Source organism: Pseudomonas sp. Van50, assembly GCF_055390755.1.
Genome location: NZ_AP024343.1, coordinates 6,043,449 through 6,060,014 on the forward strand (window position 1 = coordinate 6,043,449; position 16,566 = coordinate 6,060,014).

Here is a 16,566-nt window from a genome sequence, read left to right on the forward strand (position 1 = left end):
GAGACCAAAGCGGTCTGAGCCCTCGAATTGCAGGAAATGACTCCCGCGATTGGCCCAGGCTTGACTAGAATCAAGCATTGAGCAGGTTTAGATCCCCACCGAAGCGAACCCGGCCACGCTTTACAGCCCCCGGCCGCCGCAGGCTCGACAACCGGGAGTAGCGCGGCCCGATTTGATCTGGTAAGTTCGCCCGCTTGCAGCCGCAGGGCCGGCAGGTGTCGGTGATGGAGCAATCCTGCGTAGTGGATTACAAGAGTAGAGGCGGTCCATTCATGCCCACCCAAGCAAAGCAAAATCAAAATCAGTCGCTCAGCGGGTTTGAGCCTTACGTCCCGCAAGCTGGCGAAGAGTATATGGGCGCCCCCATGCGCGCGCACTTCACCAAGATCCTGAACAAGTGGAAACAGGACTTGATGCAGGAAGTCGACCGCACCGTGGACCACATGAAAGACGAAGCGGCCAACTTCCCCGACCCGGCCGACCGTGCCAGTCAGGAAGAAGAGTTCAGCCTCGAACTGCGCGCCCGTGACCGTGAGCGCAAGCTCATCAAGAAAATCGACAAGACCCTGCAACTGATCGAAGACGAAGAATACGGTTGGTGCGAGTCCTGCGGCATCGAGATCGGCATTCGTCGCCTGGAAGCCCGACCGACCGCCGACCTGTGCATCGACTGCAAGACCCTGGCGGAAATCAAGGAAAAACAGGTCGGCAAGTAATCGCCGGGGCTGTTACCGAAACGGAGCGTTCATACGCTCCGTTTTTTGTTTCCGATATTTTCTCCAAGCTTCGATGCCCCCCTGTGGGAGCGAGCTTGCTCGCGATAGCAGTGGATCAGCCAGCAGTGATGTGGCTGACAGGTCGCTATCGCGAGCAAGCTCGCTCCCACAAGGGGATATGTTTTGTTGTCGAGATTGCATGCCCACCGCCCGGACCCAGTAACATTCACCCTATGACTGCCTACATCGGACGCTTCGCCCCCACCCCCAGCGGCCACCTGCATTTCGGTTCGCTGGTCGCCGCACTGGCATCGTACCTGGATGCCCGGGCCGTGGACGGGCGCTGGTTGCTGCGCATGGAAGACCTCGACCCGCCCCGGGAAGAACCGGGCGCGCAAGCGGCGATTCTCAAGGCGCTGGAAAGCTACGGGTTTGAATGGGACGGCGAAATGGTTCGCCAAAGCGAGCGCCATGACGCCTACGACCAAGTCATCAACCGGCTGTTCAGCCAAGGCCTGGCCTATGCCTGCACCTGTTCGCGCAAGCAACTGGAGGCGTACCAGGGCATTTATCCGGGCCTGTGCCGCAATGCCGGGCACGGCACCGAAGACGCCGCCATCCGCCTGCGCGTCCCCGAGCTCGAGTACCACTTCACCGACCGGGTCCAGGGCGAGTTCCGCCAGCACCTGGGCCGTGAAGTCGGTGACTTCGTGATCCGCCGCCGCGACGGACTCTATGCCTATCAATTGGGCGTGGTCCTGGACGACGCCTGGCAAGGGGTAACCGATATCGTGCGCGGCGCCGACCTGTTGGACTCCACGCCGCGCCAGCTCTACCTGCAAGAACTGCTCGGGTTGCCACAACCGCGTTACCTGCACGTGCCGTTGATCACCCAGCCCGACGGGCACAAGCTCGGCAAGTCCTACCGTTCACCGCCACTGGCGGCCGACCAGGCCACACCGCTGCTGCTACGGGCGTTGCGCGCGCTGGGCCAGCAACCGGGCCTCGAACTGGACGACGCCAGCCCACGGGAACTGCTGGCCTGGGGCATTCGCCACTGGGACGCGGGCAAGATCCCGCGCACACTGAGCCTGCCCGAAGCGCAAATACGTTGACGGCCCTTGCAGCTTGGCGCCCATCCGTTACCATCGCCGCACGTTTTCGGGCACGCGCATAAATTAGAGAGGCCGGGATGTATATCTATCGCTTGGTCCTGCTCCTGGTAGTGGGGATTTACTTGTTCTCCCCGGCCATCATGGATTGGTGGATCGATGCCACGGGTGCCTGGTATCGGCCGTATCTGCTCTGGCTGATCCTGATTGTCGTGACCTTCATCCTGCAGAGCCAAAAAGATGCCGATGAGCTTTAGCCTGACCCAGATGATCCTGATCAGCGCCGCCTACCTGGCGGTGCTGTTCGGCGTGGCCTGGATCAGCGAACGGGGCATGATTCCCCGGGCGATCATCCGCCACCCGCTGACCTACACCCTGTCGCTGGGTGTCTATGCCAGTGCGTGGGCGTTCTATGGCACGGTCGGGCTGGCCTATCAGTACGGCTATGGTTTCCTCTCCAGTTACCTCGGTGTATCGGGCGCGTTCCTGCTGGCGCCGGTGTTGCTCTACCCGATCCTGAAAATCACCCGCACCTACCAACTGTCCTCCCTGGCCGACCTGTTCGCCTTTCGCTTTCGCAGCACCTGGGCCGGCGCCCTGACCACGATTTTCATGCTGGTCGGGGTGTTACCGTTGCTGGCCCTGCAAATACAGGCCGTGGCCGACTCCATCAGCATCCTGACCCGCGAACCGGTGCAGCACCGGGTGGCATTGAGTTTCTGTGTGCTGATCATCCTGTTCACGATTTTCTTCGGTTCCCGGCACATCGCCACGCGGGAGAAACACGAAGGCCTGGTGTTCGCGATCGCCTTCGAGTCGGTGATCAAGCTGATCGCCATCGGCGGCGTCGGTCTCTATGCCCTGTACGGCGTGTTCGACGGCCCGCAACAGCTGGAAGTGTGGCTGCTGCAGAACCAGACCGCCCTCGCCGCCTTGCACACGCCCTTGCAGGAAGGCCCGTGGCGCACGCTGTTGCTGGTGTTCTTCGCCTCGGCCATCGTGATGCCGCACATGTACCACATGACCTTTACCGAGAACCTCAACCCGCGCTCGCTGGTGAGCGCCAGCTGGGGCCTGCCGCTGTTCCTGCTGCTGATGAGCCTGGCGGTGCCGCTGATCCTCTGGGCCGGCCTGAAGCTGGGCGCCAGCACCAACCCGGAATATTTCACCCTGGGCATCGGCATCGCCGCCAACAGCAAGGCCCTGGCGTTGCTGGCCTACGTCGGCGGCCTGTCGGCGGCCAGCGGCCTGATCATCGTCACCACGCTGGCCTTGTCGGGCATGGCCCTCAACCACCTGGTGCTGCCGCTCTACCAGCCACCGGCCGAAGGCAACATCTACCGCTGGCTGAAATGGACCCGGCGAGCGCTGATCGTCGCGATCATCATGGCCGGCTACGGTTTCTACCTGATGCTGGGCGACGGGCAGGACCTGGCCAACCTGGGCATCGTCGCCTTCGTCGCCACCTTGCAGTTCCTGCCCGGCGTGCTGTCGGTACTGTATTGGCCGACCGCCAACCGCCGCGGCTTCATCGCCGGCCTGCTGGCGGGGATCCTGGTGTGGCTGGTGGCGATGCTGCTGCCGCTGATGGGTAACTTGCAGGGTTTCTATATTCCGCTGCTGAACATGATCTACGTGCTCGACGACACCAGTTGGCATATGGCGGCCATCGCTTCCCTGGCAGCGAACGTGCTGATGTTCACCCTGATCTCGCTGTTCACCAACGCCAGCAGCGAAGAGGCCAGCGCCGCCGAAGCCTGTGCGGTCGACAATGTTCGTCGTCCGCAGCGCCGTGAACTCCACGCCGCCTCGCCCCAGGAGTTCGCCACCCAACTGGCCAAGCCCCTGGGCGCCAAAGCCGCGCAAAAGGAAGTCGAACAGGCCCTGCGTGACCTTTACCTGCCCTTCGATGAACGCCGCCCGTATGCCTTGCGTCGCCTGCGGGACCGGATCGAGGCCAACCTGTCCGGCCTGATGGGCCCCAGCGTGGCCCAGGACATGGTCGAGACGTTCCTGCCCTACAAGGCCGGCGGCGAGAACTATGTCACCGAAGACATCCACTTCATCGAAAGCCGCCTCGAGGATTACCACTCGCGCCTCACCGGCCTGGCCGCCGAACTGGACGCCTTGCGCCGTTACCACCGCCAGACCCTGCAGGAACTGCCGATGGGCGTGTGTTCCCTGGCCAAGGACCAGGAAATCCTGATGTGGAACAAGGCCATGGAAGAACTGACCGGAATCGCCGCCCAGCGCGTGGTCGGTTCCCGCCTGAGCACCCTGGGCGAGCCATGGAAAGGCTTGCTGCAAGGCTTCATCGACCTGCCTGACGAGCACCTGCACAAACAGCACCTGGCCCTCGACGGCCAGACCCGTTGGCTGAACCTGCACAAGGCGGCGATCGACGAGCCGTTGGCACCGGGCAACAGCGGCCTGGTGCTGCTGGTGGAAGACCTGACCGACACCCAGATGCTCGAAGACAAGCTGGTCCACTCCGAACGACTGGCAAGCATTGGCCGGCTGGCCGCCGGGGTGGCCCACGAAATCGGCAACCCGATCACCGGCATCGCCTGCCTGGCGCAGAACCTGCGCGAAGAGCGCGAGGACGATGGTGAGTTGACGGAAATCAGCGGCCAGATCCTCGAACAGACCAAGCGCGTGTCGCGCATCGTCCAATCGCTGATGAGCTTCGCCCATGCCGGCGGTCACCAGCACAATGACGAGCCCGTCTGCCTGGCCGAAGTGGCCCAGGATGCCATTGGTCTGCTGGCCCTCAACCGGCGCAATTTCGAGGTGCAATTTTTCAACCTGTGCGACCCGGACCATTGGGTCGACGGCGACCCCCAGCGGCTCGCCCAGGTGTTGATCAACCTGCTCTCCAACGCGCGGGACGCCTCACCGGCCGGCAGCGCGGTGCGGGTCAAGAGCGAAGCTTTCGAACACACGGTCGACCTGATCGTCGAAGACGAAGGCAGCGGTATCCCACAGAACATCATGGACCGATTGTTCGAACCCTTCTTCACCACCAAGGATCCTGGCGAAGGCACCGGTCTGGGCCTCGCACTGGTCTATTCCATCGTTGAAGAGCATTATGGACAAATCACCATCGACAGCCCGGCCGATGTTCAGAGCCAGCGCGGCACCCGTATCCGGGTGACCTTGCCGCGTCATGTCGAAGCGACGTCCGCTGTGAACTGAGACCGTCGAGAGAATCGAATCAATGCCGCACATTTTGATCGTCGAAGACGAAACAATTATCCGCTCCGCCTTGCGCCGCCTGCTGGAACGCAACCAGTACCAGGTCAGCGAAGCCGGTTCAGTGCAGGAAGCACAAGAACGTTTCAGCATCCCCACGTTCGACCTGATTGTCAGCGACCTGCGCCTGCCTGGCGCCCCAGGGACCGAGTTGATCAAGCTCGGCCAGGGCACGCCGGTGCTGATCATGACCAGCTACGCCAGCCTGCGCTCGGCGGTCGACTCCATGAAAATGGGCGCCGTGGACTACATCGCCAAACCGTTCGACCACGACGAGATGCTCCAGGCCGTGGCCCGCATCCTGCGTGACCGACAGGCGGCGACCAGCAACCCGGCGGAACCCGTCGGCAAGGCCAGCGCCTCCGCGAAAGTCGGGGCCAGCAACAGCAATGGCGAGATCGGCATCATCGGTTCCTGCCCGCCCATGCAGGACCTTTACAGCAAGATCCGCAAAGTGGCGCCGACCGACTCCAATGTCCTGGTCCAGGGCGAGTCCGGCACCGGCAAGGAACTGGTGGCCCGTGCCCTGCACAACCTGTCACGCCGAGCCAAGGCACCGATGATCTCGGTGAACTGCGCGGCAATTCCGGAGAGCCTGATCGAGTCCGAACTGTTCGGTCACGAGAAAGGTGCGTTCACCGGCGCCAGCGCCGGGCGTGCCGGGCTGGTGGAAGCGGCGGACGGCGGCACGTTGTTCCTCGATGAAATCGGCGAGCTGCCACTGGAGGCCCAGGCGCGCTTGCTGCGGGTACTTCAGGAAGGCGAGATCCGCCGGGTCGGCTCGGTGCAGTCGCAGAAGGTCGATGTCCGCCTGATCGCGGCCACCCACCGTGATCTCAAGAGCCTGGCGAAAATCGGCCAGTTTCGCGAAGACTTGTATTACCGCTTGCACGTGATCGCCTTGAAGCTCCCTGCCCTGCGCGAGCGCGGCGCGGACGTCAATGAAATCGCCCAGGCGTTTTTGGCCCGCCAGAGCGCGCGGGTCAACCGCACCGACCTCAAGTTCGCCCCGGACGCCGAACAGGCCATTCGTCATTACGCCTGGCCGGGTAACGTTCGGGAGCTGGAAAACGCGGTCGAGCGGGCGGTGATCCTGTGCGAGAGCCCGGAAATCTCTGCCGACCTGTTGGGCATCGACATCGAACTGAGTGACCTGGACGACGAAGAGTTCATCGGCCTGGCCCCGCAACAGGGCGGCGCTGCCAACAACACCAGCCACGAACCCACCGAAGACCTGTCCCTGGAGGACTACTTCCAGCATTTCGTCCTCGAGCACCAGGACCACATGACCGAGACCGAACTGGCACGCAAGCTGGGCGTCAGCCGCAAGTGCCTGTGGGAACGGCGCCAGCGCCTGGGCATTCCACGGCGCAAGACCGGGGCGACCAGCGAAAGCTGACTGTGTGGGAGCGAGCTTGCTCGCGATAGCGGTGTGTCAGTCGCGCCATAGGCAAGCTGATCCCCCATCGCGAGCAAGCTCGCACCCACAGAGAATGTGAAAAAACTGTTACCTCAGTCCTTTTCACGTAACAGAAGCCGGGGTTTACGGTAACGAAACCCCGGCTTTTTTTCGCCTCGGAAAAATGGCTATAACCATAGAACCCCCGGTTTATCTGGGGTTCGCAAAAGTTGGCACGCACCCTGCTATAGCTTTGGTACAAGAACAATAACAAGCAATGCAAAAGACAATAAAAATAAGACGAATCGACTCACGCACAATAAAAACAAGACGGCGAGAGGCGCAGCTAACTGATTCTTTTGGAGAGGCGTTGTATTTGGGGCTTGCCCCACAACCAGGCCGAGAACAATAAAAACTGTCTCAAGACAGGTGCCTGAACTGGTTGGATCGATTGATCACTGCAACACAGCGACCAAAGCAATCCGTTTGCTCTTGGCTCCCGACTGGGAGGGTCACGAAGGGAAAACCTCGTGGCGCGGGCACTCAACAAAAACAAGAAGCCCGAAACCAATAATAAAAACAGAGCACGCAACTAATTCTGGGGGAGCTTCGGCTCCCCTTGTGGTTTCTGTCATTTCCCTTCCTTGAAGCCTACAAAGCTTGTCGCTTGCAGCTTGCAGCTCAAAACTGCTGCGTCCTACACCATCCCTCGACTAAATGCTAGAATCCCCGCCCATCATGCGGTCATTCTTCGTTTTTGGCCGAATATTCCTTCAAACAGTGCATCCCATGCTGAAGAAGCTGTTCCAGTCATTCCGTTCTCCCTTGCGTCGTACGCAACACATTCGCAGCACGCCTGAAGTGCTCAACAGCGGCCAGCATTCGCTGCAAAAGGCCCAGTTCAGCCGTTATGCGGTGAACATCGTCGAACGTTTGCAGAACGCCGGCTACCAGGCCTACCTGGTCGGTGGCTGCGTGCGCGACATGCTGCTCAACATCACCCCCAAGGATTTCGACGTCGCCACCAGCGCCACGCCGGAACAGATACGGGCCGAGTTTCGCAATGCGCGGATCATTGGCCGGCGCTTCAAGCTGGTCCATATCCACTTCGGCCGCGAGATCATCGAAGTGGCAACCTTCCGCGCCAATCATCCGCAAAACGATGAAGAGGAAGACAGCAACCAGTCTTCCCGCAACGAGAGCGGACGTATCCTGCGCGATAACGTCTACGGCACGTTGGAAGAAGACGCGCAACGCCGCGACTTCACCATCAACGCCCTGTATTACGATCCGGTCAGCGAACGCATCCTCGATTACGCCAACGGCGTACACGACATTCGCAATCGTCTGATCCGCCTGATCGGCGATCCGAAGCAGCGCTACCAGGAAGACCCGGTGCGGATGCTGCGAGCCGTGCGTTTCGCCGCCAAGCTGGATTTCGGCATCGAAAAACACAGCGCCGTGCCGATTCGCGAACTGGCGCCCATGCTGCGGGAAATCCCCTCGGCGCGCCTGTTCGAGGAAGTGCTCAAACTGTTCCTGTCAGGCAACGCGGCAGACACCTTCGAGATGCTGGTGGACCTGCAGCTGTTCGATCCGCTGTTCCCCGCCAGCGCCGAGGCCCTGGAGCACAACCCGACCTACACCCACACCTTGATCAGCGAAGCACTGATCAACACCGACCTGCGCATCAAGCAGAACAAGCCGGTGACCCCGGCGTTCCTGTTCGCCGCCTTGCTCTGGCCTGCCCTGCCGGCCCGGGTGCTGCGCCTGCAAGACCGTGGCATGCCGCCGATCCCGGCGATGCAGGAAGCCGCCCACGAGCTGATCGCCGAACAGTGCCAGCGCATCGCCATTCCAAAACGCTTCACGATGCCGATCCGCGAGATCTGGGACATGCAGGAGCGCCTGCCACGGCGCAGCGGCAAACGTGCCGACCTGCTGCTGGACAACCCGCGTTTCCGCGCCGGCTACGATTTCCTGCTGCTGCGTGAAAGCGCGGGCGAGCAGACCGATGGCCTGGGCGAATGGTGGACCGATTACCAGGACGCCAACGACAGCGAGCGCCGCGATATGATTCGCGAGCTCAGCGGCAAGGATGACGGTGCCAGCGGCCCACGCAAGCGTCGCCGCAGCAGCGGTGCCAAGCGCAACCGTGCCGGTGTACCGAGCGCATCGGGCGAGTAATCGATGGAACGTATCTACATCGGCATGGGCAGCAACCTGGCCGAACCCGCCGAACAATTGCGCAGTGCCGTCCAGGCACTGGCGCAATTGCCCGATACCCAACTGGTGGGTGTCTCGGCATTTTATCAAAGCGATTCCCTTCTACCCGGCCAGCCGCGCTACACCAATGCGGTGGCGGCGCTGGACAGCCACCTGGCACCGCTGGACCTGCTCGATGCGCTGCAAGCCATCGAAACCGGACAGGGTCGCGAACGCCTCGAACGCTGGGGGCCGCGCACCCTGGACCTGGACATCCTGCTGTTCGGCGAGCGCCTGATCGACGAGCCCCGCCTCAAGGTCCCCCACTACCACATGCAGGCCCGGGCCTTTGTCCTGTACCCACTGGCCGAACTGGCCCCCGCCGACCTGCGCCTGGCCGATGGGCGCTTGCTCAAGGACCTGCTTGCCGCGTGCCCGTTTGCCGGCCTGGAACGCCTGCCCGCCCACTGACGAAGACCATCCCCCTGTGGAGCGAGCTTGCTCGCGATAGCGTCGGCACATCCAGCATCCGGGGTGACTGACACACCGCCATCGCGAGCAAGCTCGCTCCCACAGGTTTCGGGACCCGGCAGTCAGATCCGAAACACGCCTCTACGCTGAAACGCATCAGTAACCCCGGTAACACCCGCCGGTAACACATCCAATTGACTTCCCGATTGCTCCTCACGACTATAGGCGTCCCGCTGCCGCCAACGCGGCACTAAAGGGCGCAATCCAGGCCTTACAAGCACCACGCATAGAAGGTGCGCCTGTATAGATAACGAATCATGCGCGTTACTCGCAGTCATTCACGAGCGCCTAATGAGGACTTTTTCATGCCAGCTATTACCCTGACCACGCTGCAAGGTCTCAAGCAAAAAGGTGAGAAAATCACCATGCTGACCTGCTATGACGCAACCTTCGCCCATGCCTGCAATGAGGCCGGTGTCGAAGTGCTGCTGGTGGGCGATTCCCTCGGCATGGTGCTGCAAGGTCACGACAGCACGCTGCCGGTGACCACCGCCGAGATGGCCTACCATGTGGCCGCCGTCAAACGCGGTAACACCGATGCGCTGATCCTCGCCGACCTGCCGTTCATGGCCTACGCCACCCTCGAACAAACCATGACCAACAGCGCCATGCTGATGCAGGCCGGTGCCCACATGATCAAGGTCGAAGGCGCGTTGTGGCTGGCCGATTCGATTCGGCTGCTGGCCGAACGGGGCATTCCAGTGTGCGCGCACCTGGGCCTGACCCCTCAAGCGGTGAATATTCTCGGCGGCTACAAGGTCCAGGGCCGCAATGAGAACCAGGCACGGCAGATGCGTGCCGATGCGATTGCGCTGGAGCAGGCGGGCGCGGCGATGCTGCTGCTCGAATGCGTACCCAGCGAGCTGGCTGAAGAAATCACCCAGGCGGTGAAGATCCCGGTGATCGGGATCGGCGCCGGCAACGCCACCGATGGCCAGGTGCTGGTGCTCCACGACATGCTCGGGCTGTCGATTACCGGTCGCGTGCCCAAGTTCGTGAAGAACTTCATGGCCGGGCAAACCTCCATCCAGGGCGCCTTGAGCACCTACGTCGCTGAAGTCAAGGCCGCGACGTTCCCGGGTGCCGAACACGGATTTTCTGCATGAACACCGTCAAAACCGTACGCGAACTGCGCGCCGCCGTGGCCCGTGCCCGCGGCGAAGGCAAACGCATCGCCTTCGTGCCGACCATGGGCAACCTGCACAGCGGTCATGTGGCGCTGGTCACCAAGGCCGCACAACGGGCCGACTTCGTGGTGGCGAGCATTTTCGTCAATCCGCTGCAATTCGGCGCCGGCGAAGACCTGGACAAATACCCCCGCACCCTGGCAGCCGACCAGGAAAAACTGCTCCAGGCCGGCTGCCATCTGCTGTTCGCCCCCAGCGTCGAAGAAATGTACCCCGACGGCATGGCCGGACAGACCCGGGTCAGCGTCCCGCAATTGTCCGAAGGCTTGTGCGGCGCCAGCCGTCCAGGGCATTTCGAGGGTGTGGCGACAGTGGTCAGCAAGCTGTTCAACATGGTCCAGCCTGACCTGGCGGTGTTTGGCCAGAAAGACTTCCAGCAACTGGCGGTGATCCGCGCCCTGGTCCATGACTTGAACATGCCGATCCAGATCATCGGCGAGCCGACCGTCCGCGCCGAGGATGGCCTGGCGCTGTCGTCGCGCAATGGCTTCCTCAGCCCGGATCAACGTGCCGTCGCGCCCGTGGTCTATCGCGTCCTGAGCCAGATCGCCGAGTCAATCAAACAGGGCCAGCGGGATTTCCCGGCGCTGATCGGCGAACAACTCAAGCAACTGGAAGCTGCCGGCCTGCGTCCCGATTACCTGGAAATCCGTCACGCCAAGACCCTGCGCCCGGCGTTGAGCGAGGACCGCGACCTGGTGATTCTGGTGGCCGCCTTCCTCGGCACCACGCGCCTGATCGACAACCTGCATCTGGACCTCGACACCCCCGCCTGAACATCACAAAACCCCTGTGGGAGCGAGCTTGCTCGCGATAGCGATACATCAGTCGACATCGATGTCGGCTGACCTGACGCCATCGCGAGCAAGCTCGCTCCCACAGAGAGTCATCTGCGTTCCGTCTGTCGGACCCTTCCCATCCCGTTGTATAAAAAAGTACCGGGAACCGGTCAGACAAAGTCAAGACAGATTGCAACGCGAGGTTTACTGTAGTCGCCCTGCGTCTGGCGATCATGTCGATGCAGTGTCCGGATGCCCACCTCAAGCCGCGCCGGAATTTTTAGTGTACAAAAGGTCGTTCAAGTAAAAAGGAAACCCGCAGCGATGGCGTATTACCGAACCCCTCATGACGTGACCGCTCTGCCAGCCTGGCAAGCGCTGAATGACCACCGCAAAGCCATGCAGGATTTCAGCATGCGCGAAGCGTTCAATGCCGATCCGCAGCGTTTCACTCAATTCACCCTGTCGAGCTGCGGCCTGTTTCTCGACTACTCGAAAAACCTGATCAACGCCCAGACCCGCGACCTGCTGGTGGGCCTGGCCAACGAAGTCGACCTCAAGGGCGCGATCAAGTCGCTGTTCGAGGGCGAAATCGTCAACGCCTCGGAAAATCGCCCGGCCTTGCACACTGCCCTGCGTCGGCCGGTGGGCGACAAGTTGCTGGTCAACGGCGTCAACGTGATGCCGGACGTGCATAAAGTGCTGAACCAGATCACTGACCTGGTCGGCCGCATTCACGACGGCCTGTGGCGCGGCTACACCGAAAAGCCCATCACCGACGTGGTGAACATCGGCATCGGTGGCTCTTTCCTCGGCCCGGAACTGGTGTCCGAAGCGCTGTTGTCCTACGCGCAAAAAGGCGTTCGCTGCCACTATCTGGCGAACATCGACGGCAGCGAGTTCCATGAACTGACCATGAAGCTGCGCGCCGAGACCACGCTGTTCATCGTCTCGTCGAAATCCTTCAACACCCTTGAAACCCTGAAGAACGCCCAGGCCGCCCGTGCCTGGTACCTGGCCCAGGGTGGTTCCGAAGCGGAGCTGTATCGCCACTTCATCGCCGTGTCGAGCAACAACGCCGCCGCCGTGGCCTTCGGCATCCGTGAAGAGAACATCTTCCCGATGTGGGACTGGGTCGGCGGGCGTTACTCGCTGTGGTCGGCCATCGGCCTGCCGATCGCCCTGGCCATCGGCATGTCGAACTTCAAGGAATTGCTCTCCGGCGCCTATTCCATGGACCAGCACTTCCAGAGCGCCCCGTTCGAGCAGAACATGCCGGTGCTGCTGGCGCTGCTGGGCGTGTGGTACGGCAACTTCTGGGGTGCGCAGAGCCATGCGATCCTGCCGTACGACCACTACCTGCGTAACATCACCAAGCATTTGCAGCAATTGGACATGGAATCCAACGGCAAGAGCGTGCGCCAGGACGGTACCCCGGTGTCGACCGACACGGGCCCGGTGATCTGGGGCGGCGTCGGCTGCAACGGCCAGCACGCCTACCACCAGTTGCTGCACCAGGGCACCCAGTTGATCCCGGCCGACTTCATCGTGCCGATCGTCAGCTTCAACCCGGTTTCCGACCATCACCAGTGGCTGTACGCCAACTGCCTGTCCCAGAGCCAGGCGCTGATGCTGGGCAAGACCCGCGCCGAGGCCGAAGCCGAGCTGCGGGACAAGGGCGCCAGCGAAGAAGAGGTGCAGAAACTGGCGTCCCACAAGGTGATCCCGGGCAACCGTCCGAGCAACACCCTGGTGGTCGAACGCATCAGCCCACGGCGCCTCGGCGCACTGGTGGCGTTGTATGAGCACAAAGTGTTCGTGCAGAGCGTGGTCTGGGGCATCAACGCCTTCGACCAATGGGGCGTGGAGCTGGGCAAGGAACTGGGCAAGGGCGTCTACAACCGCCTGGTGGGCAGCGAAGAGAACCCGGCCGAAGATGCCTCGACCCAAGGCTTGATCAACTACTTCCGCGGGCGTCACCGCGGCTGATCGTAGGTCGCACTCCAAGTACTGACCTTTGTGGGAGCGAGCGTGCTCGCGATGGCGGTGGATCAGTTGACACTCATGTTGACTGACACACCGCCATCGCGAGCAAGCTCGCTCCCACAGTTGTTTGTGCATGACTTGAACCCTCCCGCTACTCGGCGCATCTTTATGACTTGTCGCAAAAACAAGAATAAGGAACCGTCATGTTCGATATCAGCCAGTACCCCCACGCCGATGCCGTCCGCCGGGCTGCGCAACTGAGTCAGGACGAGTACAAGCGGCTCTACAAAGAATCCATCGAACACCCCAGCGCCTTCTGGGCCGAGCAGGCCACACGCTTTCTCGACTGGATGACGCCCTGGCAAACCGTCCAGCGCTATGACCTCAAGAACGGCGACGCGACCTGGTTCGCCGGCGGCAAGCTGAACGTCAGCGCCAATTGCATCGACCGTCACCTGGACACTCGTGGCGAACAGGTCGCGATCATCTGGGAAGGCGACAACCCCGCCGAATCGGCGCAAATCACCTACAAGAAACTGCACAACCATGTGTGCCGCCTGGCCAACGTGCTGAAAAGCCGCGGCGTGAAGAAAGGCGACCGGGTCTGCATCTACATGCCGATGATTCCCGAGGCCGCCTACGCCATGCTCGCCTGCACCCGCATCGGCGCGGTGCATTCGGTGGTGTTCGGCGGTTTCTCGCCGGACTCCCTGCGCGACCGGATTCTCGATGCCGATTGCCGCACCGTGATCACGGCTGACGAAGGCGTGCGTGGCGGGCGCTTCATACCACTCAAGCGCAACGTCGACAAGGCCCTGGAAAGCTGCCCGAACGTCAGCACCGTGCTGGTGGTCGAGCGCACCCAGGGTGAGGTGGGCTGGGTTGAAGGCCGTGATCTCTGGTATCACCAGGCCATGCACGACATGAGCGACGACTGCCCACCCGAACCGATGGAAGCCGAAGACCCGCTGTTCATCCTCTACACCTCCGGCAGCACCGGCAAACCCAAGGGCGTGCTGCACACCACGGGCGGTTACCTGCTGCAAGCGGCGATGACATTCAAGTACGTGCTGGACTACCGCGACAACGAAGTGTTCTGGTGCACCGCCGACGTCGGTTGGGTCACCGGCCATAGCTATATCGTCTACGGCCCGCTGGCCAACGGCGCCACCACGCTGATCTTCGAGGGCGTGCCGAGCCACCCCAGCAGTTCGCGCTTCTGGCAGGTGATCGACAAGCATCAGGTCAACATCTTCTACACCGCACCGACCGCCCTGCGCGCGTTGATGCGCGAAGGGGCCGGACCGTTGCAGGAAACGTCCCGCAAAAGCCTGCGATTGCTCGGCAGCGTCGGTGAGCCGATCAACCCGGAGGCGTGGGAATGGTATTTCAACGTGGTAGGCGAACAGCGCTGCCCGATTGTCGATACCTGGTGGCAGACCGAAACCGGCGGCATCATGCTCAGCCCGTTGGTCAGTGCCCCACGGCTCAAACCGGGCTGCGCCACCCGGCCGATGTTCGGTGTACAACCGGTCTTGCTGGATGAGGTGGGCAAGGAAATCAGCGGCGCCGGCAGCGGTGTACTGGCGATCAAATCCAGTTGGCCTGGGCAGATTCGCAGTGTTTATGGCGACCACCAACGCATGGTGGACACATACTTCAAGCCCTACCCCGGCTATTACTTCACCGGCGACGGCGCGCGCCGCGACGAAGACGGCGATTACTGGATCACCGGGCGCATCGACGATGTAATCAACGTCTCCGGGCATCGCATCGGCACCGCCGAGGTGGAGAGCGCCCTGGTGCTGCACGACAACATCGCCGAAGCGGCCGTTGTCGGCTATCCCCACGACCTCAAGGGCCAGGGTATCTATGCCTTTGTCACGCCGATGAACGGTGTGGAGGCCAATGACGAGTTGAAGAAGGAATTGCTGGCCCACGTCAGCAAGGAAATCGGCAGCTTCGCCAAGCCGGAACTGATCCAGTGGGCGCCCGCGCTGCCCAAGACCCGTTCGGGCAAGATCATGCGGCGCATCCTGCGCAAGATCGCCTGCAACGAACTCGACAGCCTCGGCGACACCTCGACCCTGGCCGATCCGAGCGTGGTGGAGGGGCTGATCGACAAGCGCCTGAATCGCTGATGTTTCCTGTGGGAGCGAGCTTGCTCGCGATGGGGCCCTGTCAGTCTGCATCGATGTTGAATGCAAGACCACCATCGCGAGCAAGCTCGCTCCCACAGGGACCACGCCAGCCATAACTGCTAAACTCCCGCGCCTCATTTCTCTAAGGCGCGCCCGGCATGTCTTCCTTGAATCAGGCGCTGCGCGCCGCCCTCGACCAGCGTCAGGAGCTGCTCGGCCAATTGCATCAACAAGGCACCGACTGCTATCGCCTGTTCCACGGCAGCCAGGAAGGCGCGCCCGGACTGACCCTCGACCGCTACGGCCCGCAACTGCTGGTGCAGAGCTTCCATCAGTCACTGGAGCGGGACGACCTGCTGCAACTGCACGGTATCGTCAACGAACGGCTGGGCCTGGAAACCCTGTTGGTCTACAACGACCGCGCCCGGGGCAATTCGCGCGTCGACCGCCAGGACACGGTCTATCAGGCTGACGAAGCCGCCCTGCAAGACCTGGTCGGGCATGAATGGGGCTTGAATTATCGCGTTCGCGGCCGCCATGCCGGGCAGGATCCACTGCTGTTTCTCGACCTGCGCAACGCCCGGGGCTGGGTCAAGGCACACAGCCGCGGCAAAAGCGTGTTGAACCTGTTCGCCTACACCTGCGGCGTCGGCCTGAGCGCAGCGGCCGGTGGCGCGCGGGAGGTGTGCAACCTGGACTTCGCCGAAGGCAACCTGGCGGTGGGTCGCGAAAACGGCCTGCTCAACCCCGATTTGCCGCCGATGGCGTTCGTGCAGTCGGATTACTTCCCGGCGATTCGCCAACTGGCCGGCCTGCCCATCAGCCAGCGCCGTGGGCAAAAACTGCCCAGCTACGTGCGCCTGGAACAACGCCAGTACGACCTGGTGCTGCTCGATCCACCGGCCTGGGCCAAAAGCGCGTTCGGCACCGTCGACCTGTTGCGCGACTACCAAAGCCTGCTGAAGCCGGCATTGCTCACCACCGCCGACAACGGCGTGCTGATCTGCTGCAACAACCTGGCAAAAGTGTCCATGGACGACTGGCGCGATCAGGTCTTGCGTTGCGCGGAAAAAGCCGGCCGCCCGGTGCGCGAGTGGAGCGTGCTGACGCCCGGCAGCGATTTCCCTTCCCTGGACCGGCAGCCACCGCTCAAGACGTTGATCCTCCAGTTCTAGGCCCGTGTCGGAATTTTCACCGAGAAAACCAGACAATTCTCATAAATCACAGTGGCTTCGGAACCGTAAACGCATGCCATACT

The 16,566-nt window shown here is 62.0% G+C and carries 12 protein-coding genes; all 12 read left to right on the forward strand.

Annotated features, from left to right (window positions below):
- Positions 1-272: 272 nt before the first annotated feature.
- The 12 genes from dksA (at position 273) to ACZ5M5_RS26165 (ending at position 16,483) form a co-directional block, all read left to right on the forward strand.
- Complete coding sequence (dksA, locus tag ACZ5M5_RS26110; protein ID WP_003205639.1) at positions 273-716, forward strand: RNA polymerase-binding protein DksA; 444 nt, start codon at positions 273-275, stop codon at positions 714-716.
- 233 nt (positions 717-949) lie between these two features.
- Positions 950-1,831, forward strand: coding sequence for a tRNA glutamyl-Q(34) synthetase GluQRS (gene gluQRS, locus ACZ5M5_RS26115; protein ID WP_060740592.1), 882 nt, complete (start codon positions 950-952; stop codon positions 1,829-1,831).
- A 77-nt stretch (positions 1,832-1,908) separates the two neighbouring features.
- Complete coding sequence (locus tag ACZ5M5_RS26120; RefSeq protein WP_003176118.1) at positions 1,909-2,085, forward strand: hypothetical protein; 177 nt, start codon at positions 1,909-1,911, stop codon at positions 2,083-2,085.
- Entirely contained in the window at positions 2,069-5,023 is a 2,955-nt protein-coding gene (locus ACZ5M5_RS26125) for a sensor histidine kinase (RefSeq protein WP_162491245.1), read from the forward strand. The genes ACZ5M5_RS26120 and ACZ5M5_RS26125 overlap by 17 nt, the downstream gene beginning before the upstream one ends.
- A 22-nt stretch (positions 5,024-5,045) precedes the next feature.
- Entirely contained in the window at positions 5,046-6,479 is a 1,434-nt protein-coding gene (locus ACZ5M5_RS26130) for a sigma-54-dependent transcriptional regulator (protein ID WP_092172359.1), read from the forward strand.
- 789 nt (positions 6,480-7,268) lie between these two features.
- On the forward strand, positions 7,269-8,666 hold the full coding sequence (locus ACZ5M5_RS26135) for a polynucleotide adenylyltransferase PcnB (protein WP_464738179.1): 1,398 nt from the start codon (positions 7,269-7,271) through the stop codon (positions 8,664-8,666).
- 3 nt (positions 8,667-8,669) lie between these two features.
- Positions 8,670-9,155, forward strand: a complete 486-nt coding sequence (folK, locus tag ACZ5M5_RS26140) for a 2-amino-4-hydroxy-6-hydroxymethyldihydropteridine diphosphokinase (protein WP_060740588.1) — start codon at positions 8,670-8,672, stop codon at positions 9,153-9,155.
- 365 nt (positions 9,156-9,520) lie between these two features.
- Positions 9,521-10,321 carry a 3-methyl-2-oxobutanoate hydroxymethyltransferase gene (gene panB, locus ACZ5M5_RS26145; protein WP_060740587.1) on the forward strand — a complete coding sequence of 267 codons (801 nt, stop codon included), beginning with the start codon at positions 9,521-9,523 and terminating at the stop codon, positions 10,319-10,321.
- Complete coding sequence (gene panC, locus ACZ5M5_RS26150; RefSeq protein WP_060740586.1) at positions 10,318-11,178, forward strand: pantoate--beta-alanine ligase; 861 nt, start codon at positions 10,318-10,320, stop codon at positions 11,176-11,178. Before panB ends, panC begins: the two co-directional genes overlap by 4 nt.
- 327 nt (positions 11,179-11,505) lie before the next feature.
- On the forward strand, positions 11,506-13,170 hold the full coding sequence (gene pgi, locus ACZ5M5_RS26155) for a glucose-6-phosphate isomerase (RefSeq protein WP_060740585.1): 1,665 nt from the start codon (positions 11,506-11,508) through the stop codon (positions 13,168-13,170).
- Positions 13,171-13,370: 200 nt separating this feature from the next.
- Positions 13,371-15,308 carry an acetate--CoA ligase gene (gene acs / locus ACZ5M5_RS26160; protein WP_464738180.1) on the forward strand — a complete coding sequence of 646 codons (1,938 nt, stop codon included), beginning with the start codon at positions 13,371-13,373 and terminating at the stop codon, positions 15,306-15,308.
- A gap of 158 nt (positions 15,309-15,466) precedes the next feature.
- A complete protein-coding gene (locus ACZ5M5_RS26165; RefSeq protein WP_060740583.1) occupies positions 15,467-16,483 on the forward strand; it encodes a class I SAM-dependent rRNA methyltransferase in 1,017 nt (338 codons plus the stop codon).
- Positions 16,484-16,566 lie beyond the last annotated feature (83 nt).